Below are 25,817 nucleotides of genomic sequence, written 5' to 3' on the forward strand. Positions count from 1 at the left end.
TATGGCCAATCGTCACTTGTCAGGTCCCATCCTTTCGGCGCGGAACCTCAGCGTCGAGTCGCTCGGCGGCAAGGAACGGTTCCCGGTCCTGACCGATCTCAACTTCTCGCTGGAGCCGGGCAAGATCCTCGGCCTTGTCGGGGAATCCGGCGCCGGCAAGTCGATGATCGGCCGCACCATCTCGCAGTTCCTGCCGCACGGTTTCGCGGTCACAAAAGGCACTCTGGAGTTTGATGGCGAGGATCTGGTGGGTATGGCTGCCGAGCGGCGCCGTGATCTGCTCGGCCGCGAGATCGCCTTTATTCCGCAGGAACCGCTATCGGGCCTCAACCCGGTCTTGAGTGTCGGGCAGCAGATGAAGGAGCACCTGCTGCGCATCGGGCTGGCGCCTGGCGAAAACTGGAAGCAGCGGGCACTGAAGGAGTTCGAGGCGGTCCATCTGCCGCATGGTGCGGCGTTGTTGGACAAATATCCGCACCAGCTTTCCGGCGGCATGTGCCAGCGCATCCTGATCGCGATGGCATTTGCCAGTCGTCCGCGCCTGCTGATTGCTGATGAGCCGACAACGGCGCTGGACGTCACCATCCAGGCGCGCATCGTCAAGCTGATCGCCGAAATGCAGAAGCGCGACGGCACGGCGGTGATCTTCATCACTCACGACCTGCGCCTTGCCTCGCAAATCAGCGACGAGATCATGGTGCTTTACGCTGGTCGCCCGGCGGAGCGTGGTCCCGCGAAACAGCTGTTTTCTGCGCCGGCACATCCTTATACCCGCTGCCTGCAACTCGCCAATCCAACGATCACCGGTCCGCGGCGGGGGCTATACATCCTGCCCGAACGCATGCCGGGCCTACGGGTCCTGAAGGACCTGAAAGGCTGCCGCTTTGCGTCTCGCTGCCCGAATGCGGTGGAAGCCTGCACCTTGGCCGAGCCGCCGCTGGTGGATATTGGGCCAAACCACATCGCCGCCTGCATCCGCACGGAAAAGACTCCGGAGATCGTGCCTCCGCCGCTCGCGCCTGGTAGAGAAGTCACAACTGGCACGACGCAACTGCGCGGAGAGAAGCTGACCAAGGGCTACACGACAGCCTGGAGCCCGTTCGCGTCGCGCACCAGCTTCAAGGCGGTGAACAGCGTCGACTTCACACTCGGCGAAGGGGAGTTCGTCGGCATTGTCGGGGAAAGTGGTAGCGGCAAGAGCTCGCTCGCCCGCCTCGTAGTGGGCCTGGACACGCCGACGGATGGGAAACTTACCCTTGCAGGTCGCGATGTCACCGCCAATGGCAATGCCGATAGAGCCTACCGTCGCGACTACATCCAGATGGTCTTCCAGGACCCGCAATCGGCGCTCAACCCACGTCGCCGGATCGGCAGCATCGTGACGCAAGCCAATGAGGCGACGGGTGCCTACAACAGCCAGCAGGAACGGATGAACCGAGCGTCCGAGCTTCTCAAGGAAATCGGCCTGCCGCCGGACGCGGCGATGCGCTTCCCTTCACAGCTTTCCGGCGGCCAGAAGCAGCGCGTCAATATCGCACGTGCTCTCTGCAGCCTGCCGAAGATCCTTGTAGCCGACGAGATCGTCTCCGGCCTCGATGTTTCCGTCCAGGCGCAGCTTCTCGACCTTCTCCTGAAGCTTCGCGACGAGCATGGCTTCTCGATGCTCTTCATCAGCCACGACCTCTCCGTCGTCCGCTACCTCTGCGACCGCGTGATGGTCATGTACCGGGGCGAGGTGGTGGAAAGCGGCCGAACGGAGGCCGTTTTCTCCGAGCCCCAGCACCCCTACACCCGCAGCCTGCTGGCCGCAGTGCCGCCGGATGACGTGGAGAAGGAGTGGTCGCCGGTTCTGGCTCAGGCAGGATATCAGGTGGAATGAACGCCTGCCCTGCCTCCCAGGCTTACCTTCAAGAACGCGATGACGAAGGTGACCGAGAGTAGGAGAACAATTGTTGGCGCAGGCGCGCTGTCGATGAAGAAGGACAGGTAGACGCCAAGGAATGATGTGGTGATCGAGAGTGTGACTGCGATCAGCAACATGATGCTGAACTTGCGGCTTAACAGAAAGGCGATGGCGCCCGGAGCGATCAGCATCGCGATGGCGAGGATGATGCCTACAGCCTGAAGCGCTCCCACAATCGTCAACGAGATGAGGCCGAGCAAGCCGTAATGCAGGAGATTGACCCGCAGACCGACAGCGCGCGCCTGTGCCGGGTCGAAGGCGTGCAGCAGGAAGTCCTTCCACTTCAGCCTAATGATACCTGCCGTGAGGACAGCAATCCCGGCCGCCTGGGTGATGTCGCCCCATGAAACGCCCAGCATGTCACCAAACAGGATATGGTCGAGATGCACGTCGGACCGGATCTTCACGTAGAGCACCAGACCCAGCCCGAACATGCCGGAAAAGACGATGCCCATGACGGTGTCCTGTTTGATGCGGCTGTTATCCTCGATGAAGCCGGTCGCAACAGCGCAAAACATCCCGGCAATGAAGGCGCCGATGATATAAGGGATGCCGATGATGTGGGCGATGACTACGCCGGGGAAAACAGCGTGGCTGATCGCGTCGCCCATCAGTGACCAACCTTTAAGCACGACAAAACAGGACAGGAGCGCCATCGGGATTGCAACGACAACCGCGATCATCAGCGCCGTAACCATGAAGCCGAACGCGAAGGGTGCGAGCAGCGTATCCACGAGGTTCACGGTCGGACCTCCGTCGTCTCGGTTGCCCGGCGGCGTGCAGCGAACATGCCGTGCTTGGGCGCGAAGAAGAATGCGGTGAGAAAGAACAGCGTCTGCAGCACAACGATGATGCCGCCTGTCGCCCCATCCAGGAAATAGCTGGCATAAGCGCCAATGAAGCTCGTGCCCGCGCCAATGGCAACGGCAATGAGGAGGAGACGAGGAAACCTGTCGGTCAAGAGGTAGGCGGTCGCACCCGGCGTCACCACCATGCAGATGACCAGGAAGGCGCCGACAGTCTGAAGCGCCGCCACCGTCGAGGCGGACAGCAGCGTGAAGAACATGATCTTCAGCAGGGTCGGATTGAGCCCGATCGATCGCGCATGGCTTTCATCGAAGAACACGACCATCAGGTCTTTCCATTTTGCAAGCAGGATTGCCAGCGACACGAAGCCAATGACTGCCAGTTGCAGTGTATCGCCCGGCGTTATGGCAAGGATGTTGCCGAGCACGATGGTCTGGATGTTCACCGATGTCGGCGAGATCGACACCATGAACAAGCCAAGGCCGAAGAAGGCAGAAAAGATCAGGCCGATGATGGCGTCTTCCTTCAGCTTGGTCCGCTGGTTGAGGAATAACATCACGCCTGCGGCGAGCCCTCCTGAAAAGAACGCGCCCACCGAGAACGGCAGGCCGAGCATGTAGGCGCCGGCAACGCCGGGAACGATCGCGTGCGACAAGGCGTCGCCAATGAGGGACCAGCCCTTCAACATGAGATAGCAGGACAGGAAGGCACAGACGCCCCCGACAAGCGCCGAAACCCACATGGCGTTCAGCATGTAGCTGTAGGTGAATGGCTCGAGCAGGAGGGCGCTCATCCGTGTCCCAACTTTTCGATGGCGCGCCCAGGAGTGTCGTCAACTTCCACTGGTGCATGGCCAAGTTCGAGATGACGCAGCACACCGCCGAAAGTCTTGTCCAGATTCTCCCTTGTGAAGGTCTCCGCGATTGGACCCGAGGCAAGCACTGTTCCCCTGATCAGAACGGTGCGGTCACAGAAATCTGGCACGGAGCCGAGATTGTGGGTTGAAACGAGCATTACCCTGCCCTCATCCCGCAGCTCACGGAGAAGCTGGATGATCTGTTCTTCCGTCTTGACGTCTACGCCCGTGAATGGCTCGTCGAGCAGGATGATCCGGCTGTCTTGCGCGAGGGCGCGGGCAAGGAAGACGCGCTTCTTCTGGCCGCCCGAGAGCTCACCAATCTGGCGTTTGCGGAACTCGGTCATGCTGACCCGTGCAAGCGCTGCGGCAACTGCATCATGATCGTCCGCTTTCGGGATGCGCATCATCCCCATGTAGCCGTAGCGGCCCATCATCACGACGTCCTCGACAAGGACCGGAAAGTTCCAATCCACCTCTTCCGCCTGCGGAACATAGGCGACGAGGTTTTTGCGCAGCGCGTCTTTCACCGGCATGCCGAGAATGCGGATCTCACCTTGAGCGAGCTTCACAAAACCCATGATCGCCTTGAACAGCGTCGATTTTCCGGACCCGTTTACGCCGATGAGTGCCGCGATCGTCCCGGTTGGTACTGCGAAGCTCGCATCTCGTAGGGCGGTATGACCGTTGCGATAGGTGACCGTGGCGCCGCTAACGAGAAGCCCGGCGCCGTCCACCTCTGCCGCAGGCAAGTTCACTGATCGAGGATGCGCGGTCATTCGGTATTCCCTTCTATCGATGAGCCGCATGAATGCGTGCAGTCAGGACGAGGATGCCAGACCCTTGGCGATGGTTTCGGACGTGACGCGCAAGAGGTCGAGGTAGGTCGGCACGGGGCCATCGGCTTCGGTCAGAGAATCGACATAGAGCACGCCGCCGTATCGGGCGCCGGTCTCGCGGGCAACCTGCTCGGCCGGAGCGGATGAAATGGTGCTCTCGGAGAAAACGACCCCAATGCCGTTCTTCCGCACGGAGTCGATGACCTTGCGAACCTGCTGCGGCGTTCCCTGTTGGTCGGCGTTGATCGGCCACAGGTAAAGCTCCTTCAGGCCGAAATCGCGCGCCAGGTAGGAGAAGGCGCCTTCGCTAGTAACCAGCCAGCGCTTCTCTTCCGGCAATCTGGAGAGTTCAGCCTTGGTGGGCTCAATGACCGCCTTGATCCTGTCTTTATAGGCCTCGGCGTTCTTCTTGTAGATCTCCGCATTGGCGGGATCGTGCTGCACGAAAGCGTCGCGAATGTTATCGACATAGATGAGTGCCGCAGTGGGCGACATCCAGGCGTGCGGGTTGGGCTTGCCTTGATAGGGACCTTCCGAGATGCCCATTCGTTCGACGCCCTGCGAAACGACCACGCTCGGCACGTCCTTCAGGTTCCTGAAGAACCTCTCGAACCAGAGCTCGAGGTTGAGCCCGTTCCACAGGATGAGTTGGGCACCCTGGGCGCGCCTGATGTCGCCAGGCGTCGGCTGGTAATTGTGGATCTCGGCGCCGGGCTTGGTGATCGATTCAACAATTGCCGCATCGCCCGCGACGTTCTGCGCGATATCGGCGATGACGGTGAAGGTCGTGACGACCTTGATTTTCTCCTGCGCGAAAGCGGGTGCAAAGGACAGTGCGGCCGCGAACGCTGCTCCCATCATTGCTAACAGGGTCTTCCGTCGCAGACTGTCGAACATCCATTCCTCCTCAAGAATGCACTCATCTCGCGAATGCAACTCATTCGCAATTACGACAACTTTAACAGTGGCTCGCATAAATGCAACTGCGAATTATTCGCATCTGAGTGTGGTGCGCCTATCGCCACAGGTGGCCTGGATCATTGGTGACGTTTGATGCGTTCACCATAGGATCCCAATCATGGAGACGCACAGGATGACGTCGCTATCGGAGGTGTATCGCGCTTACATCGCCTGCTTGAACCGCCGCGACTGGGAACATTTGAGTGACTACGTTGCGGAGGGCGTGCAGCACAACGGGCGGGATTTCGGGCTCTCAGGCTACCGTGACATGCTGGTCAACGACTTCGAGCAGATCCCGGATCTTGAGTTCAGGATCGGCCTTCTCGTCTGCGAGCCGCCGTTCATTGCGGCCCGGCTCGATTTCGATTGTTCGCCGAAGGGCGCCTTCCTCGGCTTGGCGGTCAACGGCCGCAGGATCTCATTTCCAGAAAACGTATTCTATGAGTTCCGAAACGAAAAGATCATGTCAGTCTGGTCGGTGATCGACAAGGTGACCGTAGAGGCCCAACTGGCGACTTAGTCAGGAGTGCCCGGCCTCTTTGACGGCAAGATCTGCCAGGGCAAGCGCGGCTTCACGCGTGGCAGCTGCGGCAATGAAACGCCCATTGTGGCAGAAGCTCGCGCCTTTCACGCCGCTTGCAGCCTCAAGTTCCGCGCCCGTCAAGCCCGCCCAACTGGCTGGAAGATCGGCACGAAGCTCAAAACCTTCATCGCTGCGGCGAATGCCAGTGACGCACCAATCGGTATCGCGCGGATGGACGACGAACAGGAGGTGATCGGCGCCCGCCTTCACGATGGCTGGGCGGAAGGGCATGCCCATCGGCAATTCAAGAACACGCTCGCTGCCGGCCTTGCTGATCGCCTCCAGCACCAAGGCCTCTGCCCGCAGCTTGGCGTGGATTTGGCCGATCTTTGCTTCCGCGAACCGGCGAGCGACCGCCAGTGCATCATGAAAGGCGCGGTCGGTGGCCGTGCGGTCCGTCTCGTCAAAAGGCGGCTTCAGAAGCTCCAGCAGCGATGGCAGGGTCAGCCCGGCAAGCATGCCGGCGCTGTCGGGGCTCAGGGCGCCGTTGTCGACCAGGTCGACCGGCAGGACGAAGCTCGTATCGAACGACGCGTGCACACTCTCGATGAAGGCATCCGGCACGGCAAGTTCTGCGAGGTAGGCGCGGCCGAAATGTTTCCAGATCAAACCAAACGAGCTGTAGGGCTGGCCGTCATCTCGCTTCGGCGCCGCGCGCTGATGGTGGTCGAACAGGCGCGCCTTGGCATCGTAGCCACCGCCGACGTCATAAACGATGCGGTCTTCACCCGGAGTGATCCATTCCGGCGCCCTGCTCCGCACGATCTTGGCCTCGGGAAAAAGTCGGGTGAGGATGACGCTCGACAGCAGTTCATCGGCATGGAAGCCACCGGAATGGGTGACGAGGTAATCTGGGATCATGACCGGCTGCCTTGCGTATGAAATCGGGAGAGGCCGCAATAACCGTTTCCCTGCGTCGGCTCAATCGACATCTCGCCGCAGCTCAGAATGCAACCGGCTTACTTAAACGACGTCAAGCAATCGGTTCGGCCTGCTTCAGAATGCCACTGAAGGTGAAACAAGTTTCCTGCTCATCCGATGACACGTCGATCATGCCGCCATGCGCCTTGGCGATCTCGGAGGCAATGTATAGACCAAGGCCAAGCCCCTGCACGCCGGGACGTCCTTCGCCGCGCTTGAACGGCAGGAACAGCTTGCTGATCTGCCCGGTAGGTATAGCGCTCCCGCCATTGGTGACGCCGATTTCGAGAACTTCGTCACGCAAATGGGCCCAGATGAGCACCGGTGTCGCGGATGCGCCATGAGTAACCGCGTTGAACAGCAGGTTGGACGCCATCTGTGCGATCCGAAGGTGGTCGACGGTGAGGCTGCGCGGCAGGTCGAATATCGCGGAGATCTCCCGCTCCGGATGCGCCACCCGCAACTCATCAACGACATGCTGGAGCGTGTCGGCAAGATCAGCGTCGGTCATGGTAAGCGAAATGCCGCCACCCATGCGGGCACGAGCAAGATCCATGACGTTGTCAACAAGACCTGCCATCCGCGTGACACTCGTCTTCATCAGCTTGAGGATCAGCGGGCTCCGCTCGGTCCAGCCTTCCTTTAGCAGGCGTGCCGTGCCGGCATCGATCGCGGCAATCGGATTGCGAAGGTCATGTCCGAGCACCGCAATAAACTGCTCCCTAAGCTCTGCGAGCTCGCGCTCCCGTTCCAGGGACGCCTGCGCCGATTGCAGCCGTGTCTCAGCATCGAGATGATAGGCGATAAGCTCGGCGAACAGCTTGAAGGCGCCGAGGACCTCCGGGTTCTTCACCTTTGCCGGGTTCGGATCGATGGCGCAGAGCGTGCCCCAGAAGGTGCCGTTGGCAAGGATGATCGGCTCTGAGATGTAGCTCCTGAGCCCATAGATGCGTGGTGTATGGTGGTCGCGATATTGCGGATCGTCCGCGGCATCATCAAAAACGATCGTCTGCCGGTGCCCCCTGATCTCGTTGCAGAGCGTGCTTTCGATCGGCAGTTCGTCACCCGGTTTCAAGCCGAAGCCGATCGGATCGAGCACCTGGCAAGCGATCCACCGAGCCTCCGTGACCCGCGCCACCGCCGCGAAGCCCATGCCGGTCATCCGCAACACGACGTCGAGAATAGTCGGGACGGCAGCGATGGCCGAAACGCGGCTCACATCAAGCGCGAATTGTTCCGGAGAACCGGAAGTCGAGTTGGACAAAGCGGCCATGTGTCTGGCGAGCGAAACATGCGCTTCCAGGTTCTGAAGCGCCGTCGTTGCAGCGTCGGCAAGGGCTTCCAGCGTCTCGATTTCCCAGTCGTCGGGCGTGTAGGTCTGCGACCAGTAGGCGCCGATGGCCGCAATCGGATCCTCTCGACGCACTGGTGCCATGGCCAAGGCTTTCACGAATGTCTCGCTGTAAAGCGCGTGCGGGATGCGCTCGTCCTTTGAAATGTCCGGCACGACCGCCGTCTCGTGGTTGGCCATCGACCAGCCGCTGATGCAGATGGCGGCGGGAAACTTCTGTCCTTTCCAGAGCGGGCCGATCGCATCTTCTTCCACGTAGTGGCAGAGATCGCCTTCTTTCAGGATCACGGCGACGCCTTCGCAGCCAATCAGAGACCGGGCGCTGGTGCGGATGGTGTCGACGATCTCGTCGAAGCTGCGAGCGCGAGAAATCTTCGCAAGCGACCGGGTCAGCGTAGCGAGCGGGGTGGAACTCCTGATACGCTGATCCATGATCACCGTCCTTTCCGGCGATGATGCCTTTAGCGATATCTAAGGTTCTGCAATTTCCGCGTGCTTTTGCAAGCGAAACTTCGTTCCCCGGCCGGAAGCGTACGGTGGTCGAACGGCTTTGGCGCCCTAATTTCTTGCGATCAGGATGAACGGGACCAACGCAGTTGAACGGATCTGGATGAGCGGCGGGGCAGAGAACATTCCAACGACTCGAGCGATCTCCGATCATTCCAACGCCCGCTGGGTGATGCTCTCCTGTATTGCCATCGCTGTCCAGATCAGCGCGCTTTCGCTTCTTGGCCGCCATTGGTTCTGCGGTTGCGGAACGATCGAGTTCTGGCAGGGGACGCTGGACCCGATGCAGAACTCGCAGCAACTCACCGATCCTTACAGCTTTCTGCATTTCGGCTTCGGATGCGGCCTGTTTGTCTGGCTGAAAATGATCCGGCCGCAATGGCCGCTCGTGCGCCGCGCCACCTATGCCGTCATCAGCAGCGTGATCTGGGAGGTGATGGAGAACCTGCCTTTCATCATCCAGATCTTTGGCGCGGAAGGAAGCGGGATGGACTATTACGGCGACAGTATCGCCAACTCCCTTGGCGATACTGCTGCCGTGCTCGTTGGTTTTCTTGCGGCCTCGCGCCTGCCAACTCCCGTGACAGTTTCAGCCATCGTCGCGCTCGAAATCGTGACCTTCATCATGATCGGCGACAGCGTGATTGCGGGCCTGCTTCGGATCACCACCTCGACAAGCATGATCTAGACACACTGGTTCATTGTCGCCTTCTTGAAGACGAAGGAGGGCGGGCCATTTACCTTCGCCTGAAACCAGGACGCTTCCCTTGCACTTCGCGCTGATCTGCCCACCGTTCAAAAGCCACATCGCAGTCTTCGAAACGCTCGGGCAAGAGCTTCTTCGACGTGGCCACCGCGTCACCTTTCTCGTCAATAAGGGTATAGAACACGAGGTTTCATCGCAATTTGACGTTCAGCCGGTGGACGGAACTGATCGGCGTCAGTTGGATCGCATCATCAAGCGTGCGTCGCGGCCAAGCGGTCCGCTTGGCATCCTGCGAACCGTTCATGACACGGCGGTATTGTCCGAAGCGTTCTGCACGCATGCACCGGCTCAACTGCGGCAGCTTGGCGTAGACGCAATGCTGGGCGACCAGATGGAGCTGGCGGCCGGGCTTGTTTCTCGCCATCTCCGGTTGCCGCTGATCTCGATCGCCTGTGCCGTTCCTCTGGAACGTGACGCGGGAATCCCGCTTCCCTTCCTGTCGTGGCCATACGACCCGGGCTCAAAGGGGATCAAGCGGAACGAGGGAGGCGAACGCGTATCGCGCCTGCTGCTGACCGAGCAACGTCGGCTGATCCAGCGCTGGTCCAAGCGCTTTCGCTTGAGTGCGGAATTTGATGATCTTCAGTCCTGCCTTTCGGATCTCGCGACGATCGCCCAGATAACGGAAGGCTTCGATTTTCCGCGCGCATCGCATAACAAGCGGCTCCACATGGTCGGCCCGATTCGGGGGGTGCAGAAAGCGGCTGGTGTCCCCTTCCCAATCGACCCGCAGAGGCCCTTCGTCTTCATGTCGCTCGGCACACTGCAGGGTCACCGGTTCCGGCTCTTTCGAACCGCCGCGCGGGCCTGCCGCGAGCTTGATGTGCAATTGCTTGTTGCGCATTGCGGCGGCATGAGCAAAGGCCAAGAAAACGCTTTGGGCGCCGACTGGGTGACGGATTTTGCTCCGCAACGGGAGGTGTTGGAGCGTGCAGATCTCTGCATCACGCATGGCGGGATGAATACGGTCATGGACGCGCTGGAGTTCGGGACGCCGATGATCGCGCTGCCGATAGCCTTCGACCAGCCTGGTGTGTCCGCCCGCATCGTCCACCACAGGGTGGGCTTGCGTCTCTCGCCGCAATTCCTGACCACCGCGAAGATGAAGCAGGCAATCCAGACGCTGCTTTCCGATCCCACCTATTCCGAAAAAGCTAAGGCTATGGGCCAATCCATTGCCGCGGCCGGAGGTCTCAGGAAGGCTATTGATATCATTGAGAGCACCGTCTCTGGAAAGCTGGGAGCCGACGGCGCACCAGAGGCGAAAGTCGCAGGCGCGAGTTGATCCCGTCGGCCCACAGGAACGTTACTCAGTTCGAAACGGCTTGCTGATCCTCATCCTGCAAGGCGCGCGGATCATATTTTCGCTTGTTCTCCTGGAGCTTCTTCACAAGCCGGTCCGCTGGTTCGGCATAAACGAAACCGAAGGAAACGCAGCCATCGCGGCCTTCCACCGCGTGGTGCAGGCGATGCGCCTGGTAGACGCGCTTCAGGTAACCCTTTCGCGGCACATATTTGAATGGCCACCGCTGGTGCACGAGGCCATCGTGCATGAAGAAATAGAGCACGCCGTAAAGCGAAATGCCGACGGCGATCCACCACAGCGGCCACAACCAGGCTGAGCCGATCCAGAAGAGCGCGACCGCAAAGCAGGCGAAGATCACGGCGTAGAGATCGTTCTTCTCCAGAGTTTCATCATGCGGCTCATGATGCGACTTGTGCCACTTCCAGCCCCAGCCGTGCATGATGTGCTCGTGCGACCACGCCGCGAACCACTCCATGAACACGACAGTGCCGACAACCAGAACGGTCGGGACCAGATAAGACAGTACGACTTCCATTCTCGACCTCAGTTCGTTTTCGTGCGCAATGCGAGTTGACGCTGCGCGGGCAGTTTCCACCACGGCACCCACGGCGCGTCATGGTGTTCGTGGTGATAACCGAAGTGGAAACACGTTAGCAAAGACAGGATGGGGGAGAAGTCGTTGCTGCGCGCCCGGTGTTGATCGGTAAAGGTTTCCTCACCAATCCTGTGGGGTCGGTAAGTCCCGAAATAGAAGAGCTGTATCGACGACAGGATGGCCGGCAACGCCCAAAAGACCAGCATCGTCGGGAAGCGCTCCTGCAGGATGACCAGGTAGATGACGACGGCGGCCGTCAAGGTGCCGAATTCGCGCCAGCCGAAGTAGTGCCGGAAGAACTTGAGGTACCAAGGCAAGAAGCTCGATGGATGCTCGACATCGAAATCCGGATCCTCGGCCGTTCCCGCATGCCTGTGGTGAGCATGGTGGTTCTTATAGAGCTTGTCGTACGAGAACCCGGCATAGATGAAGACGCAGAACTGGCCGATCGCCCGGTTCAGCTTCGGGTGTCGCGGCGCGAGCGACCCGTGCATGGAGTCATGGGCGATGATGAACAGACCGACGCTCAGCCAGCACTGCAAGGCGATGACCAGTGGAGCCGCGAGGAGATGAGACGTAACGCTCCAGTCGACAAGGAAAATCGCGCTGATATGGACGGCAAGCCAGGCGAGGATGACGAGGCTCGCCAGGACCAGGCCGATGGTTGTGTGACTGCGGCCGATCCGGGCGTCAGTGGTTGGGGCAGCCATTGTGCATTTCCTTTTAGAACTGCAGGCGCCGTCGAGCCAGCATCAATGCGACCAGGGTTCCGACGGCAGCCATCGCTAACAGGCAAAATATCTCCGGAAGGATGTCCGACAAGCCCTCGCCCCGCCACAAAGTGCCGTAATAGGCCTCGATGACCCAGGTATTGGGGGTATAGTGCCCGAGATCCTGAAGCCATTGCGGCATCATGAATCGCGGCACCATCGAACCTCCGATAGCCGAACAGATCAGCACCACAAATGTGGAGATAGTTTGCGCCTGGTGGCGGGTCGTACAGGCACTTGCGACCGCCAGTGCCAGACCTGCGGCCCCCAGGGAAGCAGCAATCGACGTCAGCAGCCAAAGCCCGATCTGCTGGGTCAGGTCGATATGGTAGACCAGCGCAGCAACAGCGAAGATCACGGCGACTTGCACCAGGCCTTGGATCGTGACGAACAGGAATTTGCCGAGCACGACAGCATCCGTTCCCGCGGGCCCGACGGCGATCCGATCCAAAATCCCAGAGTTGCGCTCCTCGATCAGCGTCGCGGCGCTTTGCAGGGCGGAGAACAGCAGGAACATGATCGCAACAGCGCCGGCGTAATAGGTGATGCTCGCGTTGGAGCCAACTGACGAACCGACCGAAATTGTTTTGATCAGGTTGCCCGAGCTCCTATCACTGGTTGTATCGCCATCGCCCTGATGTGCGAGCGCCTCCACGGTTGCAGAAAGCCGGGCAAACTGCTCCGGTGTTAAGGCTCCAACGACGCTCTCGAAGGTCGATGCTGTCCTCAGCAGGGCCAGATCCGGCAGCTTGGTTTGGACCAGCGCCTGAATGCGACCGGCCAGAATCGCACCAGCCATGGTCTTGCTCGGCTCCACCAACACCGTGACCGGTGGTGCGTCGACATCTTCAAGGCGGCCGCCAATGAAGACCCCGACATCCGCCTGCCCCCGCTCAACCCGCGTGGCGACATCATCTCGATTTGCGAGTGACGGAGAAACATGCAATGCCGGGTCGCTCCGCAGCGCCTTTTCGAAGGCTTGGGTCGAGGGCGTGGATGAACCCGCTCCGAAAGCTACCTTCAACTGCAGCTTGTCGCTTGCTGTCGCCGCAAAAATGGAAGCGAGGATCAGGAATATCGCCGCCGGTAGCACGAACGCCAGGACCAGAGCACCCCGATCGCGCAAAAGGCTCAGGGTCATCACGCGAAGCATGGCGAAGATCATGCAGCATCTTCTCCGGCGGTCCAGCCGACCGGATGGGAGAGTTGCAGCAACAGGCTGTCCAGCCCGGGCCGCCTCAGGCGGATCTCCCGCGGCGAAAGGCCTGCATGCTGCAGAACTGCAGAGACTTCAACGATGGATCCTTCGCCGACCCGACTCCAGTTGGGAGCGCCACCTGCGGATGAGAAACAAAGTTTATGAAGTACCTTTTCCTGCACCGGCGACAGACGCTGCCCGAACTCCAGGATAATCTCGCTCTGCGCTCCAAATGCAGCGTCCAGCAGCGCACGCGGCGCCCCTTGTGGTGCAATCACGCCGTCGTGGAGAAAGCCAACGCGATCGCAAAGGCTCTCCGCCTGCTGCAGGTCATGCGTGACCAGCAGTATGCCCATTCCACGGGTGCTCAGCCTCTTGATGAAGCTTTCGAGGCTGTTGCGGGCATCAAGATCAACGCCCACCATGGGTTCATCGAGTATCAGCAAGGCGGGGTGGTGCAGGATAGCCGCTGCGATGTTGGCACGTCGCTTCCAGCCTCCCGACAAGGTCTCGACGAGATCGTTGCCGCGCTCATGCAGGTTGGAAACGTGCCCCACCTCTTCGATCGCAGCTTTGGTTTGGGCTCGAGTGAGCCCCGAGATGCGGCCGAACACTTCGAGGTTCTCGTAGACCGTAAGGTGTGGGTAGAGCGCGATTTCCTGTGGCACGAGCCCGATCGACCGCGACAGATCCTGCCGCTTGCTCTGGCCGGCAATGTCAATCGTACCCGCTACGGGCCGCAAGCGTCCGCAGATGGTGCGCACGAAGGTTGTCTTGCCCGCGCCATTGCCACCCAGCAGACCGAAAAGTTCCCCGCGCTCCACGGTGAGATCAATCCCTTTCAGGACGTCTTTGTCACCGTAGCGGGCGCGTAGGTCACGGACTTCAAGGGCAGCGGCGCTCTCTATCATGGCGCACCACTATCACCCACCAAGGCTGCCGTCCATTTCCAGCGGTACGTTAAAGCCCCAAGCTGACCAAATCGCACCCGATTACGGCGTCTGGATCGGTGCGGTCAGGACGACGCGCAACCCCGGCAGATTGTCTTCCTCGTCGAGATGCCCACCGAGCCGTTCAACAATGGCCTGCAGCATCCGTGAACCGAAACCGCCGGATCCCGTATTTTGCTTGCCCTTGCCGCGATCGGCCACGATCAGCCGCAGCATTCCGCGATGTTGTTCAAGCTTGATCCCGAGCGGACCGGCCTCGCCGCCATAGGCGTATTTCTGGGCGTTGATCACCAGTTCCGTCAGGACCAGACCAACATTCACCGCCTTGTCGGTGGCAATCAGGATCGGCGCGAGATCGAGATCCAATTGCTCCCGCCAACTTGCATCCATGCCCTGCGTCATATCGATGAGAAGCGTCTCGATATAGCGTGAGAGATCAATCACCTCGACGCTGTCGTCCTGGTACAGCCGGCGATGGACGAGCGCGACTGCGTTGAGGCGCTTCTGCGCCTCGTCGAGCGTAGCCTTGACCTCCTGGGACGCCGCATCACGGGACTGGAGGCGCAGGAATGCCGACACGAGTTGGAGCGAGTTCTGGACGCGGTGGTTCACCTCCTTGAGGAGATAATCCTTCTGCCCGAGCAGGCTCTGGTTTTCACGCAGGCTTGTCGAAAGCTCACGGTTCAGCTCCCGCATACGTTGGTTGTTGCGTTGCTCGAGCATCAGACGAACGATGCGACCTGCCGCTTCGACCTCCGCAAGGCTCCATGGGGGTGCCTTGCCTCGCACGCTCTCCGTCCAGGCCTCGAAGGATGCGCGCGGCTGCAGCGTCGCATCCGGCTCCAGCGAGACGCCTTTATGTGGATTGCCGGCCCATTTCACGACCTCGATCTGCTCCGCCCGGAACCACATGAGGATCGTCGGGACCTCGGTGGACATTGTCACCGCAAGCAGGCCGCTCGCCTGTTCACGGAACGCTTCCGCTTCCGGCCACTGGTGCAACAGGCTGGAGCTTGCGAACGGCTGGCGCGCCGCTGGAAGCCGCACGTGATCAGCAATCCTTCGAAGGTCGATCTTGTCCGGCACCTTGCCGAAGACGAACAGGTCCCTGCCCTGGGCAGCGGCGAAGCCATCCGCGGTGAGAAGACCTGCAATGGCCGGACCGGATTTCTCAAAGAAGTCGTCAAGCGAGCCGTCGCTTCCCAGTTGTGCGAGAACCGCGTCCTCCTGCGACCGCAACCGGATGCGCTCCCGGTAGAGCTCTGCCTCCTCCTTGGACCGGATCTGCCTCGAAAGTGCATTGGAAAGCGCCTGACATGCCGTGCGCGTCGCCAAGGGGATCGAACGAGGTTGGCTGTGGTGGCAGGCGATAAGCCCCCAGAGGATACCGTCCTTGACGATCGACACCGAAGCGGAGGCCGCAACGCCCATGTTCTTGAGATACTGGACGTGAACCGGCGAAACGCTGCGCAGCGTCGAATCGCTGAGATCCAGTCCGGTCAGATCAAGATCGGATCGGATGGCCTGCGGCACGTAACCGACGTCCGGGATGACCCGAGACCGGTTCCGCAGGTAAAGCGCCCGCGCCTGCTTGGGGATATCCGAGGCTGGGAAATGATGGTTCATGAAGCTCGACATGCCGTCGGCCGTACTTTCAGCAATTACGACACCGGCATCATCGTCGAGAAACTGGTAGATCATCACCCGGTCGTAACCGGTGAGCTCGCGGAAGATCGCCGCGCCTTCGCGACAGAGATCGACCACACTTGTCGTTCGCTCGAAGCGTGAGCTCGCCGCGTCCAGCGTGGTGAGGAATGGCACGGCCTCCACAGGTTCGGCTTCCGCGGGCTCAAACTCGAGAACCAGATAGGCGCCGGATCGATAGGCAACGACGTCTGCGGCACCAGCCGGCGTATCAATACGCCCAAGCGGGGTCAGCTTTCCGGTCGTGGCGCCTTCAAGCCTCTGGCAAAGGGGTCCACTGAGAAAGGCGGAGACTTCCGTGCCGCGGCTATAGGCGGGGATGAAGCGCGAGACTTCGCCCGCTTCTCCGACTGTTCGCAGCGACGCCGGCTCGACGACGAGAAGCACGCCATGCGGCTGGATGGAGCCCGGAATATGGATCGGCTCCCGGTCGCACGACGTGATATCTGGCACTGCGTAACGCGCTTCGTTCATCTAGTCCTCTCGACCCGGAGACTCGGGCCACCGTTTCCGAACTTGCAATCATACGGCCCCAATCAGAGACCACTCGAATGCGGTATAACCGGAAAATTCCTGTATGGCGAACATGACCAGCTGTCACGGAGCAACAGATCCGGAGCGATTACGCTTCTGCTAGAAAAACGGGAGAGGTCGAGCAGCGTTTGCTCGCAGCCAAGCGCGATAATCGAAGGGGCAAAGCGCTGGAAGAAAATCTAACAAAAAGGGCGGGAATGACCCGCCCTCCGTTTGTTTAAGCCGATACTGCCTTACGGATGCCAGCCTGTTCCAGAATCGGCAGAACTTCATCGCGGAAGTACGGGAACTCCTCCGCATAGTCCACGAAGGACAAGGTGGTGCCGTTGAAGCCGGCGGCATGAAGCGCAAGAATGCCTTCGGCAACCTGTTGCGGTGTGCCGACGAGCGGGAAGCCGCCATGGCCCATCGCCATGCGATCCCGGATAAGCGAAAGCAGATCATGCGGGAAAGAGTGCGCATGGGCAAACTGCAGCCGCACGAGATTGTCGACTGCTTCCCAGTCCGCGTTCGCCTGGCCGAAATGCTGGACGTAATCCTTGGCTTCCTTTTCCGTCGGACGGCAGACCACGTGACTGAAGGTTAGAACGCCAACGTTGCGTTGCGCGTCAGTTCCCTGCTTCTTGAGCGCTGCGACCTCTTCCTTGGAGCGGTCGAGATCGATCGCGGGGGTGAAGAGGAAATCGGCATTTCGAACCGCGAAGCCGCGGCCCTCGCCAGAACCGGCTGCGTTGAGGATCGGGACCTTGCGTGATGGCCGCGGATCGCCGAGGACGTTCTTGAGGTTGAAATACTTTCCGGACCAGTCGAATGCATGTTCCCGCTCCCAAAGCGCCTTGACGATGTCGAACCACTCCTGCGCGTACGTGTAACGCTCTTCATGTCCGGCGGCGAGTTGAAGCCCAAGCGCCTCGTATTCCGGCTGATTCCAGCCGGCGACAATGTTGAGGCCGACCCGCCCCTGGCTGATCTGGTCGATCGTGGCGATCTGCTTGGCAGCGACGACCGGGTGGTTCGCCGCCACATGGATGGTGGCAAAAACATTGATGTTTTGGGTCTTTGCCAGGAGACCGGCGGCCCAGGTCATCGTTTCGAGCACGCCGCCGTGGAAGTTCGTTTCGCCGCCATACCCGATCCAGCGGGCAATCGGCAGCATGAAATCGATGCCTGCGTCGTCCAGCATGGTCGCCAGCCGGAGATTGTTTTCCCAGGAGTTTACCCAGCGCTCCGGCACCTTGGTCACGGACATGCCGCCCGAGCAGTTGGAAGCGAAGGTGCCGAGCAGGAATTGGTTGTCGGCGAACATGCTGTTGGTCATTTGGAGCCCCTCTTTTGATAGCCTTTACGATAGAAATTCTATCTGAAATTCGAACTTGTCAATCGGGAATGTTTTCTCCACCTTCGCCTTGACGCGCCGCCATCACGTGATGGTCGCTTGGAGCAACGAGATGAAGAAAGAGACGAACACGGCCACACCTTCGGAGGACGCCGACCGCCGCGGCTGGCATCTGGCGCGCAACGAGCTCGAAGAGGATGTTGCTGGGCTCGAATATGCCCTGATGCGTGGCTTCGAGGCCTTTGGCCGCTGGCAAGGCGAATGTCTGGCATCCGTGATGGATATCTCCGCAAGCGGGCCTGAAAACGCCATGCTGCATATCATCCGCATGCACGACCGCCCGAAGACGATCAAGGAACTTGCGCGTCTGACCAATCGCGACGACATCCCGAACATGCAGTACAGCCTGCGCAAGCTCGTAGCCGCTGGACTTGTGTCCCGTCACGGGAGCGGGCGATCAGGCGTGACTTACACCGTGACGGAACAGGGGCGACAGGTGACCGATCGGTATGCCGATGTGAGGGCTACACTGTTCATCAAGGCAATTCAGTCGATCCCGGAGTTGCGAAACCGGCTCAAAGACGCGGCTGCGACGATCGATCTGCTGACCGGCATCTATGAACAAGCGGCGCGCCATGCCGCCACCCAGCGGCACTTCAATCAGTCTTCATGACTGGCAGTAGAGACCGTTCTTGGAGAACTTCGCGGAAATGAGCTTCAAGACCGGTGAGGCGGAGCGAACAGGAAACGCTCGCCTGTAGCCAAGCTCTTCAAGAACTTAATTCAGCCAATGTTTCCCGATCCAGCCACTCCGGATCAATCTCCGGAAGCGGAATGGCATCGAGCAGCGCGCGCGTATAGCCGCTTTGGGGAGCCGCGAAGACCTGCTCGCATGGCCCCTCCTCCACCACCTTTCCGAAACGCATGACGCAGACCCGGTCGCAGACCGCACGAATGACCGATAGGTCATGGCTGATGAAGGCGAGCGCCAGGCCAAGCTCTCTCGACAGATCCTTGAGCAGGTTCAGAACTTGCGCCTGAGTTGACACGTCGAGGCCCGAAACAATCTCATCCGCCAGCACGAAATCCGGCTCAAGCAGCGCCGCGCGCGCAATGCCAATCCGTTGTCGCTGGCCGCCGGATAGTTCATGGGCATTGCGGTCGAGAACGATCTTCGGAAGCGCGAACCGGTCCAGGATGCTCATTACCCGCGCTTCGGCGTCGGCGGCATTCGACGCCACCCGATGAAACAGCAGCGGCTCGACCAGGATGCGGCGAATGGAATGGCGCGGGTTGAGCGACGCCATCGGGTCCTGGAAGATCATCTGCATGCGCCGACGAAGCGGTCGCATCTGCTCATCCGGGAGATGGGTGATGTCCATGCCGTCGAAGTGGATCGTTCCCGCTGAGGTGTTTACCAACCGCAGCAGCGCGCACCCGAAGGTGGTCTTGCCGGATCCGGATTCGCCGACAATGCCGATGGTTTCGCCGCGTTTGATGGAAAGATCGACGCCGTGCAGCACCTTGTGGCCCCGACTGCCGAAAAGGCCGCCACCGCCATAGGTGACTTCGATACCCTTGGCGACCAGAAGATCCTCAGCCATCACATGATCCCCATTTCGGCGCGCAACTGGTCGAAGATCGCCTGCGGCACCGGCTCGAGGCCCGCGGTCGGCCTGTCATAGCGCGGCCCTGCTGCGAGCAATGCCTTGGTATAGGCGTGCTTCGGTGCCGCCAGGACTTGCGCGGTGGGTCCCTCCTCGATCACCTTTCCAGCGTAAAGCAGCGTGACCGTATCGCAGATCTGCGCAACAACACCGAGATCGTGGGTCACGAAGATCATGCCCGTGCCGTGGGTTTTTTGCATGCCGCGGATCAGTCGCAGAATCTGTTTCTGCACCGTGACATCGAGTGCTGTTGTCGGCTCGTCCGCCACAACCAGTTTCGGCTCAAGTGCGAAGGCGGCCGCGATGAGGACGCGCTGGCGCATCCCGCCCGACAGTTCGTGCGGATAGGCTTTGAGCACGCGCTCCGGATCTCGAATATGCACCTCTTCGAGCAGCTTCAACGCCTTGTCGTGCGCCGCCTGGCGGGACAAGCCGCGCCGCATCCGCAGCCCATCCGTCAGTTGGGCCTCGATCCGGCGGCCTGGGTTGAGTGCAGTCTGCGGGTCCTGAGGGATTAGAGAAATCTCGCTCCCCATGATGTCGCTCAACTGCTTTGGCTTCAGTGTGAGGAGGTCTTGCCCCTCGAAGCGAATGGCACCGCCCGTCACCCGCACCGTGCGCGGCAAGATGCCAAGGAGCGCCTTGGCGATAGTTGATTTGCCGGCGCCACTTTCGCCAACGAGACCACGAACCTCGCCGCGTTCCAGCCTGAGCGACACATCACGCAGGATCGGGGCACCATTCTCGCGGTCCGAGACGGCGGACAGGCCGGTGATGGAAAGAAGAGGTTCGGTCATCGGCGCATCATCGGGTCGAGTGCGCGGCGCAAGCCGTCGCCGAGCTGGTTAAACGCAAGAACGGTAAGGAACAGCAGCACCAGAGGTGCCACCAGCACCCACCAGCCCTGATAGATGATCGCGCGGCCTTGAGCGATCATGCCGCCCCAGGTTGGCGTGTCGGAGGAGACCGAAAGCCCCACGAAGGAGAGGATGGCTTCGACGATGACCGCTATGCCCATTTCGAGGCTCAACAGCGCCACAATCACCGGCGCCACATTGGGCAGGATCTCGGAGAACAATATTTGGGCCTTGGGAAAGCCGATGGTCTGCGCCGCCGTGACATAATCCATCCGTGCCTGCGCCATCGTCTCGGACCGCACGACGCGGCAAAAGCGAGTCCAGTCAATGATGACGATCGCTGCGATGACGGAATGCACCCCGGACCCGAGCACGGCTACAAGCAGGATCGACAAGAGCACCGGCGGAAATGCCATCCAGATGTCAACGAGGCGCGAGATCACCACATCCACCCAGCCGCGATACCAGCCGGCCAGCAGGCCAAGCATCGTGCCGATCAGTGCCGCAAGGCCCGCGGCGACGAAAGCGACGATCAGCGCGGTCCGGCTGCCGTGGATGAGACGCGAGAGAACGTCGCGGCCGAGATCGTCCGTGCCCAGCCAATAGCCGGGTTCCGTCCCATCGTAACCGGCCGGAGGCAGGGTGCCGAGCATCAGGTCCTGTTCCAGCGGATCCTTTGGTGCCAGCCATGGGGCGAAGACGGCGGCAATGACCAGCAGCAGGATGAAACCTCCCGCCAGGATGACCTTCGGCTCCGAAAGAGCGGACTTGAGCGACTTACGCATGACGAAGCCTCGGATTGAAGGCTGCCACAAGCAGGTCAACGCCAAGATTGATAAGGATGAACAATGCGCCAAAAACCAGGACGAGCCCCTGGATCAGCGGCAGGTCGCGGTTGATGACGGCGTCGATCGCCATGTTGCCGATACCCGGATAAGCAAAGATGCGCTCGACGATGACGGTGCCACCAATCAGGAAGGTGAATTGCACGCCGGTGAGGGCAACGGTTGGGCCGATCCCATTGCGCAAGGCCTCCTGCATGATGAGGCGCAGATTCGACTTTCCCTTGAGCTTGGCGAGCAGGATGTAATCCTGAACCATCGCCTCCAAGAGCGCTTCCTTGAGCACCCGGGCGATGATGGCGGCGAGTGGCAGGCCCAGCGCAAGCACTGGCATGATCATGTGCGAGGAAATGTCGACGATGGTCGAAAGGCGCAGTGTCAGCGGGCTTTCGAGAAGATAGAAATAGGTGAAGAAGTCGTTCTGCACTGACGGATCGACCCGGCCGGACAACGGGAAGACGGGGAAGAAGACACCGAAGACCAGGATAAGTGCTAGCGCCCAGACGAAATCCGGCACGGCTAGGATCGTGCCGTTCACTGTGTCTATGACAGGCTCAAGGAAGGTCCGGCGGACAAGCGTGCCGATAATAGCGATCGCGCCGCCCAACAACACTGCAAAAACCAGCGCTGCGAACGCAAGTTCGAGCGTTGCGGGCAGGCGTTCAGCGAGAAGCTCCAGCACGTTGCGGCGCAGCGAGATCGATGTGCCGAAATCGCCTAGGAGGATTGCCTTGAGCCAGATCCAGAATTGCGACAGGATCGAGCCATCAAGCCCGTAGTTTGCGCGCATCTGGGCAATCTGCTCGGGCGTCGAGCCGGGCGAGATCATCATGGCGATCGGATCGCCCGGCACAACGCGGAGCAGCACAAAGACGACAACGGCAACGCCGAAGAGCGTGACGGCCGCCAGTGCGATCCTGTTGAGGGCTGAGAGTAAAATCAGGGGCATGAAACAAGGCCTCACGCGCGGAAGCCGAGGCTATCCGAGCGGTTTGCGGCGAGCAAGCGAAGAAAGATGTAGGAGAGGCGGGCGTACAGGCACCCGCCCCTTCGTATTTCAGGCCTTGGCGACCAGGGTCGGCTGGAGCGCGCCGGAGACGTTCGGCGTCACCTTCAACGAAGACTTGTAGACGATCGGCTGGGCATATTGCAGCAACGGGATCACGTATCCCTGTTCGGCGATATATTTGCAGACGGCCTTCCAGCCGGCGATACGCTTTTCCTCGTCTTTTTCGCCCCAAAGCGGGCCGATCATGTCGTCGAGGTCCTGGGTGTTCCAGACCGAGTGTGGCGATGGGCCGAACATTGCGAAGCCAGTCGATGTCGTTGGGTCGCCGATTGCGTTACCCCAGTTGTAGAACGCGGCCGGCGCAAGCTGGTCAGCCGCGCGCAGTTCGTAGTGCTTGGCGATCTCGTAGACTTCGATCTCTGCCTCGATCCCGACCTTGCGCCACATGCCGACGATAGCCTGGACCATTTCGTAGTCCTTCGGCTTGAGGCCGCGCGTCGTCTGGATCTTGAACTTTGCGGGCTTGTCGGTGGAGTAGCCGGACTCAGCGAGCAGCTTCTTCGCGAGTTCCGGATCATACGGCACCTTGATCGACGGATCGTAGGCCGAATATTCCGGGGCTTCCAGCGTATCGAGCGGCACGCCATAGCCGCGCAGCAGGCGCTTGACAATGGCTTCCTTGTCAATCGCGTGGCAGGCGGCAAGACGCACGTTCTTGTCGTTCATCACGTCGATATTGTTCAGGAAGATCATGCCGATATCGGAAATCGGCGTCGCTACGCCAGCCAGGCCGTCCTTCTGCTTCAGGCGGTCGAACTCCTCATAAGGGACTTCCAACGTGATGTCGGACGAGCCGGATTCAATCTCGGCAACGCGGCTGGTGCCATCCGGCACGAACTTGAAGATGACCGTTTCGAATGCAGGCTTGCCGCCCCAGTAGTTCGGGTTGGCCTTCAGGCGCAGGAAGGCGTTGCCCTCATAAGCATCCACCATGTACGGGCCCGTTCCGATTGGCTTCTTTTCGAAGCCGTCGGCGCCTGCCTTCTCGTAGTAGGCTTTGGGCAGGATATAGCCGGTGAGGAAGGCCATCCACATGAAGTAGGTCGGCTCAAAACGCAGCACATCGCCGGTGATCTTGTTGCCTTCGATCTTGTAGTTGCCGACGGTGGACCAGATGAACTGGATCGGATTGCCGGTCTTTTCGTCGGCAGCGCGCTCAAGCGACCAGACAACGTCTTCCGGCGTGAACGGGCTGCCGTCGTGCCAGGTCACACCCTCGCGAACATCCATCCAAACCTTCGTCTTGTCCTCGTTCCAGCCCCAGCCGGTCAGCAGGCCCGGCGCGAACTTCAGGTCCGGGTCCTGGCCAATGTACTGGTCGAACACCGAGCGATAGATCGCCTGGATCGTCGGGTTCACCGCCGAAGGACCGACCGTCGGGTCGAAGGACGGTAGGTTGACGTTGAAGGCGATGGTGAGCGTGTCGGTTTCGGCGGCCTGCACCGGCATACGCCCGGCGAGAACGCCGGTTATGAACGCAGCAGCACCCAGACCCAACGACTGGCGGCGGGTAATATTGGTCATCGTGAACTCCGTCGTTCCCCTTGTTCAGCGGCAGTTCAGGCTCCCAGCCCTGCCGCTGATTTATTGATCGGAATACTTTAATCCTAAAATACAGGCGATCGCCTCGCAAGTGGATTCTCACGCATCACACGGTTTGGAGCGGCGATATAGCCAGTGGCGGCTAATTTAGGTGACGATTCCAAAAGCATCGGTTGCCCCACTGAAGTAAAGACACCAGCGCAAGCTGCATAAACCTTTAGGCTTCAAACAATGGGCTTGCAGCCCTTGCCGCGTGATGTAGCATGTGACGCAAGGAATTAATGTCGCGCATTGGGGGAGCAATCATGAACTACGACGCCGTCGTCATCGGAGCAGGCCACAACGGGTTGGCGGCTGCGATCGAACTTGCTTCCAAGGGCTGGTCCGTGGCTGTCGTCGAGGCGAATGTCGAACCGGGCGGCGCGGTGAAGACGCGTGAACTCACCCTGCCGGGCTTTCGGCACGACCTGTGCGCCATGAACCTTTCCATGTTCGCGGGCTCCGCCTTCTTCAACAAGAATAAGGACGATCTCATCGCGCACGGGCTGGGTCTCGTTCCCGCGCCGAACTGCTTCGCAAGCGTCTTCAGGGACCAGACCTGGCTCGGCGTCAGCACCAATCTCGATGATACGGCCGCACGCATCGCTGCACTCTCTGAGAAGGATGCTGCGGCCTGGCGGACGATGCTTGCTGAGTTCGGCGCCGATGCACCGCATATCTTCGGGCTTCTCGGTTCGCCCATGCCGTCGCTTGCCTCGGCGAAGGTTGCCTGGAAGGCCTGGAGGAGCCGCGGCACGCGCTGGCTCTATGACACGCTAAGACTGCTTGTCGGGTCGCCTCGCGACTTTCTCGACTCCCGGTTCGAAAATCCCAAGGTCAAGGCAATGATGGCAGCCTGGGGTCTTCATCTCGATTTTTCACCGGATGTCGCGGGCGGCGCACTCTTCCCTTATCTCGAATCCATGGCGAACCAGGCATTCGGCATGGTGATCGGGCAAAACGGAGCTGATACGATCGTTAAGTCGATGGTGTCGCTCTTCAAGGCAAAAGGCGGGGAGCTGATCCTCGGAGCCGCTGTCGATCAGGTTATCACCGAGGGCGGCAAAGCCACGGGTGTCAGGCTCGCTGATGGGAGGACATTATCGGCGCGCAAGGCAGTAATCGCCAACGCGCATCCGCAACTGGTGTTCGGCAAGCTGCTTCCCGCTGACCCTGCGCGAGCCGAATTCGACGCGCGGCTTTCCAAGTACCGTGCCGGTCCAGGCACGATGATGATCCATCTGGCGCTGGACAGCCTGCCAGATTGGACGGCAGGTGACGAGTTGAAGACGTTCGCTTATGTCCACCTGGCACCGGACCTAGAGATGATGAGCCGCGTCTATACGGAAGCACTGGGTGGCTTGCTGCCGGCTGAGCCGGCGCTGGTTGTGGGTCAGCCAACCGCGGTGGACCCCGGCCGTGCGCCTGACGGCAAGCATGTTCTCTGGGTGCAGGTACGCGTCCTTCCGGCGGAGATCCGGGGCGACGCTGCAGGCGAAATTACCGGTGCCGACTGGGATCAGGTCAAGGATTCCTACGCCGATCGCGTCATGAACATCCTGGAAGGTTATGCGCCGGGAATCCGCGGCAAGGTGCTCAGCCGCTCGGTCTTCTCGCCGATCGATCTGGAGCGCGAGAACCCGAACCTCATCGGCGGCGACAACCTGGCCGGCTCGCATCACCTGGACCAGAACTTCCTGTTCCGACCGGTGGCCGGTTACTCCCGCTACAAGACGCCGGTCCCGTCGCTCTATCTGTGCGGCGCCTCCACCTGGCCCGGTGCCGGAACCGGTGCGGGTTCGGGCTGCATGCTGGCACAGATGCTGGGCGGCAAATAGGGCCGCCCCTTCGAAAG

The 25,817-nt window shown here is 60.4% G+C and carries 23 protein-coding genes; 6 read left to right on the plus strand and 17 right to left on the minus strand.

What is annotated here, in order from left to right; translation table 11 throughout:
• Position 1 precedes the first annotated feature (1 nt).
• Positions 2-1,879, plus strand: a complete 1,878-nt coding sequence (locus tag M0654_RS07265) for a dipeptide ABC transporter ATP-binding protein (protein WP_248682491.1) — start codon at positions 2-4, stop codon at positions 1,877-1,879.
• Here the strand turns inward: M0654_RS07265 and M0654_RS07270 are convergent.
• Genes M0654_RS07270 through M0654_RS07285 form a run of 4 tightly spaced genes read right to left on the minus strand, consistent with a single transcriptional unit; the run spans position 1,867 to position 5,362 of the window.
• Positions 1,867-2,706: a metal ABC transporter permease gene (locus tag M0654_RS07270; protein ID WP_313791072.1), complete on the minus strand. Its 840-nt coding sequence runs from the start codon at positions 2,704-2,706 to the stop codon at positions 1,867-1,869. The two genes, M0654_RS07265 and M0654_RS07270, sit on opposite strands and share 13 nt — an antisense overlap.
• Complete coding sequence (locus M0654_RS07275; protein ID WP_248682492.1) at positions 2,703-3,563, minus strand: metal ABC transporter permease; 861 nt, start codon at positions 3,561-3,563, stop codon at positions 2,703-2,705. Before M0654_RS07275 ends, M0654_RS07270 begins: the two co-directional genes overlap by 4 nt.
• Positions 3,560-4,405 carry a manganese/iron ABC transporter ATP-binding protein gene (locus tag M0654_RS07280; RefSeq protein ID WP_248682493.1) on the minus strand — a complete coding sequence of 282 codons (846 nt, stop codon included), beginning with the start codon at positions 4,403-4,405 and terminating at the stop codon, positions 3,560-3,562. The genes M0654_RS07275 and M0654_RS07280 overlap by 4 nt, the downstream gene beginning before the upstream one ends.
• Before the next feature lie 42 nt (positions 4,406-4,447).
• Positions 4,448-5,362 (minus strand): metal ABC transporter substrate-binding protein, encoded by a 915-nt coding sequence (locus tag M0654_RS07285; protein ID WP_282571564.1) that lies wholly within the window; start codon positions 5,360-5,362, stop codon positions 4,448-4,450.
• 196 nt (positions 5,363-5,558) lie between these two features.
• On the opposite strand from M0654_RS07285, the gene M0654_RS07290 reads away from it, so the two are divergent.
• On the plus strand, positions 5,559-5,945 hold the full coding sequence (locus M0654_RS07290) for an ester cyclase (protein ID WP_248682494.1): 387 nt from the start codon (positions 5,559-5,561) through the stop codon (positions 5,943-5,945).
• On the opposite strand, the gene M0654_RS07295 is transcribed toward M0654_RS07290, so the two are convergent.
• Positions 5,946-6,869: an MYG1 family protein gene (locus M0654_RS07295; RefSeq protein WP_248682495.1), complete on the minus strand. Its 924-nt coding sequence runs from the start codon at positions 6,867-6,869 to the stop codon at positions 5,946-5,948.
• A 112-nt stretch (positions 6,870-6,981) separates the two neighbouring features.
• Positions 6,982-8,712, minus strand: a complete 1,731-nt coding sequence (locus M0654_RS07300) for a GAF domain-containing sensor histidine kinase (RefSeq protein ID WP_313791073.1) — start codon at positions 8,710-8,712, stop codon at positions 6,982-6,984.
• Positions 8,713-8,857: 145 nt separating this feature from the next.
• Here M0654_RS07300 and M0654_RS07310 point away from each other — a divergent pair, with 145 nt between their 5' ends.
• Positions 8,858-9,475, plus strand: coding sequence for a DUF2585 family protein (locus M0654_RS07310; RefSeq protein WP_248682496.1), 618 nt, complete (start codon positions 8,858-8,860; stop codon positions 9,473-9,475).
• A 79-nt stretch (positions 9,476-9,554) separates the two neighbouring features.
• Positions 9,555-10,838: a glycosyltransferase gene (locus tag M0654_RS07315; RefSeq protein WP_248682497.1), complete on the plus strand. Its 1,284-nt coding sequence runs from the start codon at positions 9,555-9,557 to the stop codon at positions 10,836-10,838.
• Positions 10,839-10,863: 25 nt separating this feature from the next.
• Here the strand turns inward: M0654_RS07315 and M0654_RS07320 are convergent, their stop codons facing one another.
• The 6 genes from M0654_RS07320 to M0654_RS07345 form a co-directional block, all read right to left on the minus strand.
• Positions 10,864-11,394: a sterol desaturase family protein gene (locus M0654_RS07320; protein WP_248682498.1), complete on the minus strand. Its 531-nt coding sequence runs from the start codon at positions 11,392-11,394 to the stop codon at positions 10,864-10,866.
• 8 nt (positions 11,395-11,402) lie between these two features.
• Entirely contained in the window at positions 11,403-12,164 is a 762-nt protein-coding gene (locus tag M0654_RS07325; RefSeq protein WP_248682499.1) for a fatty acid desaturase, read from the minus strand.
• 13 nt (positions 12,165-12,177) lie between these two features.
• Positions 12,178-13,389, minus strand: a complete 1,212-nt coding sequence (locus M0654_RS07330) for an ABC transporter permease (RefSeq protein WP_248682500.1) — start codon at positions 13,387-13,389, stop codon at positions 12,178-12,180.
• Complete coding sequence (locus M0654_RS07335) at positions 13,386-14,333, minus strand: ABC transporter ATP-binding protein (RefSeq protein WP_248682501.1); 948 nt, start codon at positions 14,331-14,333, stop codon at positions 13,386-13,388. Before M0654_RS07335 ends, M0654_RS07330 begins: the two co-directional genes overlap by 4 nt.
• A gap of 81 nt (positions 14,334-14,414) precedes the next feature.
• Positions 14,415-16,550: a histidine kinase dimerization/phosphoacceptor domain -containing protein gene (locus tag M0654_RS07340; RefSeq protein WP_248682502.1), complete on the minus strand. Its 2,136-nt coding sequence runs from the start codon at positions 16,548-16,550 to the stop codon at positions 14,415-14,417.
• Positions 16,551-16,827: 277 nt separating this feature from the next.
• Positions 16,828-17,928: an LLM class flavin-dependent oxidoreductase gene (locus M0654_RS07345; RefSeq protein WP_248682503.1), complete on the minus strand. Its 1,101-nt coding sequence runs from the start codon at positions 17,926-17,928 to the stop codon at positions 16,828-16,830.
• 130 nt (positions 17,929-18,058) lie between these two features.
• Between M0654_RS07345 and M0654_RS07350 the strand changes: the two genes are divergently transcribed.
• Positions 18,059-18,619, plus strand: coding sequence for a winged helix DNA-binding protein (locus M0654_RS07350; RefSeq protein WP_248682504.1), 561 nt, complete (start codon positions 18,059-18,061; stop codon positions 18,617-18,619).
• Positions 18,620-18,716: 97 nt separating this feature from the next.
• Here the strand turns inward: M0654_RS07350 and M0654_RS07355 are convergent, their stop codons facing one another.
• The 5 genes from M0654_RS07355 to M0654_RS07375 form a co-directional block, all read right to left on the minus strand.
• A complete protein-coding gene (locus M0654_RS07355; protein WP_248682505.1) occupies positions 18,717-19,550 on the minus strand; it encodes an ATP-binding cassette domain-containing protein in 834 nt (277 codons plus the stop codon).
• On the minus strand, positions 19,550-20,410 hold the full coding sequence (locus tag M0654_RS07360; RefSeq protein WP_248682506.1) for an ABC transporter ATP-binding protein: 861 nt from the start codon (positions 20,408-20,410) through the stop codon (positions 19,550-19,552). The genes M0654_RS07355 and M0654_RS07360 overlap by 1 nt, the downstream gene beginning before the upstream one ends.
• Positions 20,407-21,255, minus strand: a complete 849-nt coding sequence (locus M0654_RS07365) for an ABC transporter permease (RefSeq protein WP_248682507.1) — start codon at positions 21,253-21,255, stop codon at positions 20,407-20,409. Before M0654_RS07365 ends, M0654_RS07360 begins: the two co-directional genes overlap by 4 nt.
• The gene (locus M0654_RS07370; protein ID WP_390919813.1) at positions 21,248-22,255 is read right to left on the minus strand and encodes an ABC transporter permease; all 1,008 of its coding nucleotides are present in this window, start codon (positions 22,253-22,255) and stop codon (positions 21,248-21,250) included. The genes M0654_RS07365 and M0654_RS07370 overlap by 8 nt, the downstream gene beginning before the upstream one ends.
• A gap of 114 nt (positions 22,256-22,369) precedes the next feature.
• Positions 22,370-23,905 carry an ABC transporter substrate-binding protein gene (locus tag M0654_RS07375; RefSeq protein WP_248682509.1) on the minus strand — a complete coding sequence of 512 codons (1,536 nt, stop codon included), beginning with the start codon at positions 23,903-23,905 and terminating at the stop codon, positions 22,370-22,372.
• Positions 23,906-24,225: 320 nt separating this feature from the next.
• Between M0654_RS07375 and M0654_RS07380 the strand changes: the two genes are divergently transcribed.
• On the plus strand, positions 24,226-25,800 hold the full coding sequence (locus M0654_RS07380; RefSeq protein WP_248682661.1) for a phytoene desaturase family protein: 1,575 nt from the start codon (positions 24,226-24,228) through the stop codon (positions 25,798-25,800).
• Positions 25,801-25,817 lie beyond the last annotated feature (17 nt).

This window comes from Neorhizobium turbinariae (assembly GCF_023223505.1).
Classification (GTDB): Bacteria; Pseudomonadota; Alphaproteobacteria; order Rhizobiales; family Rhizobiaceae; genus Neorhizobium; species Neorhizobium turbinariae.

Coding starts and splice junctions, on each gene's coding strand:
- M0654_RS07265 (WP_248682491.1), top strand. CDS start 2: ATGGCCAATCGTCACTTGTCAGGTCCCATCCTTTCGGCGCGGAACCTC.
- M0654_RS07275 (WP_248682492.1), bottom strand. CDS start 3,563: ATGAGCGCCCTCCTGCTCGAGCCATTCACCTACAGCTACATGCTGAAC.
- M0654_RS07280 (WP_248682493.1), bottom strand. CDS start 4,405: ATGACCGCGCATCCTCGATCAGTGAACTTGCCTGCGGCAGAGGTGGAC.
- M0654_RS07285 (WP_282571564.1), bottom strand. CDS start 5,362: ATGTTCGACAGTCTGCGACGGAAGACCCTGTTAGCAATGATGGGAGCA.
- M0654_RS07290 (WP_248682494.1), top strand. CDS start 5,559: ATGACGTCGCTATCGGAGGTGTATCGCGCTTACATCGCCTGCTTGAAC.
- M0654_RS07295 (WP_248682495.1), bottom strand. CDS start 6,869: ATGATCCCAGATTACCTCGTCACCCATTCCGGTGGCTTCCATGCCGAT.
- M0654_RS07300 (WP_313791073.1), bottom strand. CDS start 8,712: ATGGATCAGCGTATCAGGAGTTCCACCCCGCTCGCTACGCTGACCCGG.
- M0654_RS07310 (WP_248682496.1), top strand. CDS start 8,858: ATGAACGGGACCAACGCAGTTGAACGGATCTGGATGAGCGGCGGGGCA.
- M0654_RS07320 (WP_248682498.1), bottom strand. CDS start 11,394: ATGGAAGTCGTACTGTCTTATCTGGTCCCGACCGTTCTGGTTGTCGGC.
- M0654_RS07325 (WP_248682499.1), bottom strand. CDS start 12,164: ATGGCTGCCCCAACCACTGACGCCCGGATCGGCCGCAGTCACACAACC.
- M0654_RS07330 (WP_248682500.1), bottom strand. CDS start 13,389: ATGATCTTCGCCATGCTTCGCGTGATGACCCTGAGCCTTTTGCGCGAT.
- M0654_RS07335 (WP_248682501.1), bottom strand. CDS start 14,333: ATGATAGAGAGCGCCGCTGCCCTTGAAGTCCGTGACCTACGCGCCCGC.
- M0654_RS07340 (WP_248682502.1), bottom strand. CDS start 16,550: ATGAACGAAGCGCGTTACGCAGTGCCAGATATCACGTCGTGCGACCGG.
- M0654_RS07345 (WP_248682503.1), bottom strand. CDS start 17,928: ATGACCAACAGCATGTTCGCCGACAACCAATTCCTGCTCGGCACCTTC.
- M0654_RS07350 (WP_248682504.1), top strand. CDS start 18,059: ATGAAGAAAGAGACGAACACGGCCACACCTTCGGAGGACGCCGACCGC.
- M0654_RS07355 (WP_248682505.1), bottom strand. CDS start 19,550: ATGGCTGAGGATCTTCTGGTCGCCAAGGGTATCGAAGTCACCTATGGC.
- M0654_RS07360 (WP_248682506.1), bottom strand. CDS start 20,410: ATGACCGAACCTCTTCTTTCCATCACCGGCCTGTCCGCCGTCTCGGAC.
- M0654_RS07365 (WP_248682507.1), bottom strand. CDS start 21,255: ATGCGTAAGTCGCTCAAGTCCGCTCTTTCGGAGCCGAAGGTCATCCTG.
- M0654_RS07375 (WP_248682509.1), bottom strand. CDS start 23,905: ATGACCAATATTACCCGCCGCCAGTCGTTGGGTCTGGGTGCTGCTGCG.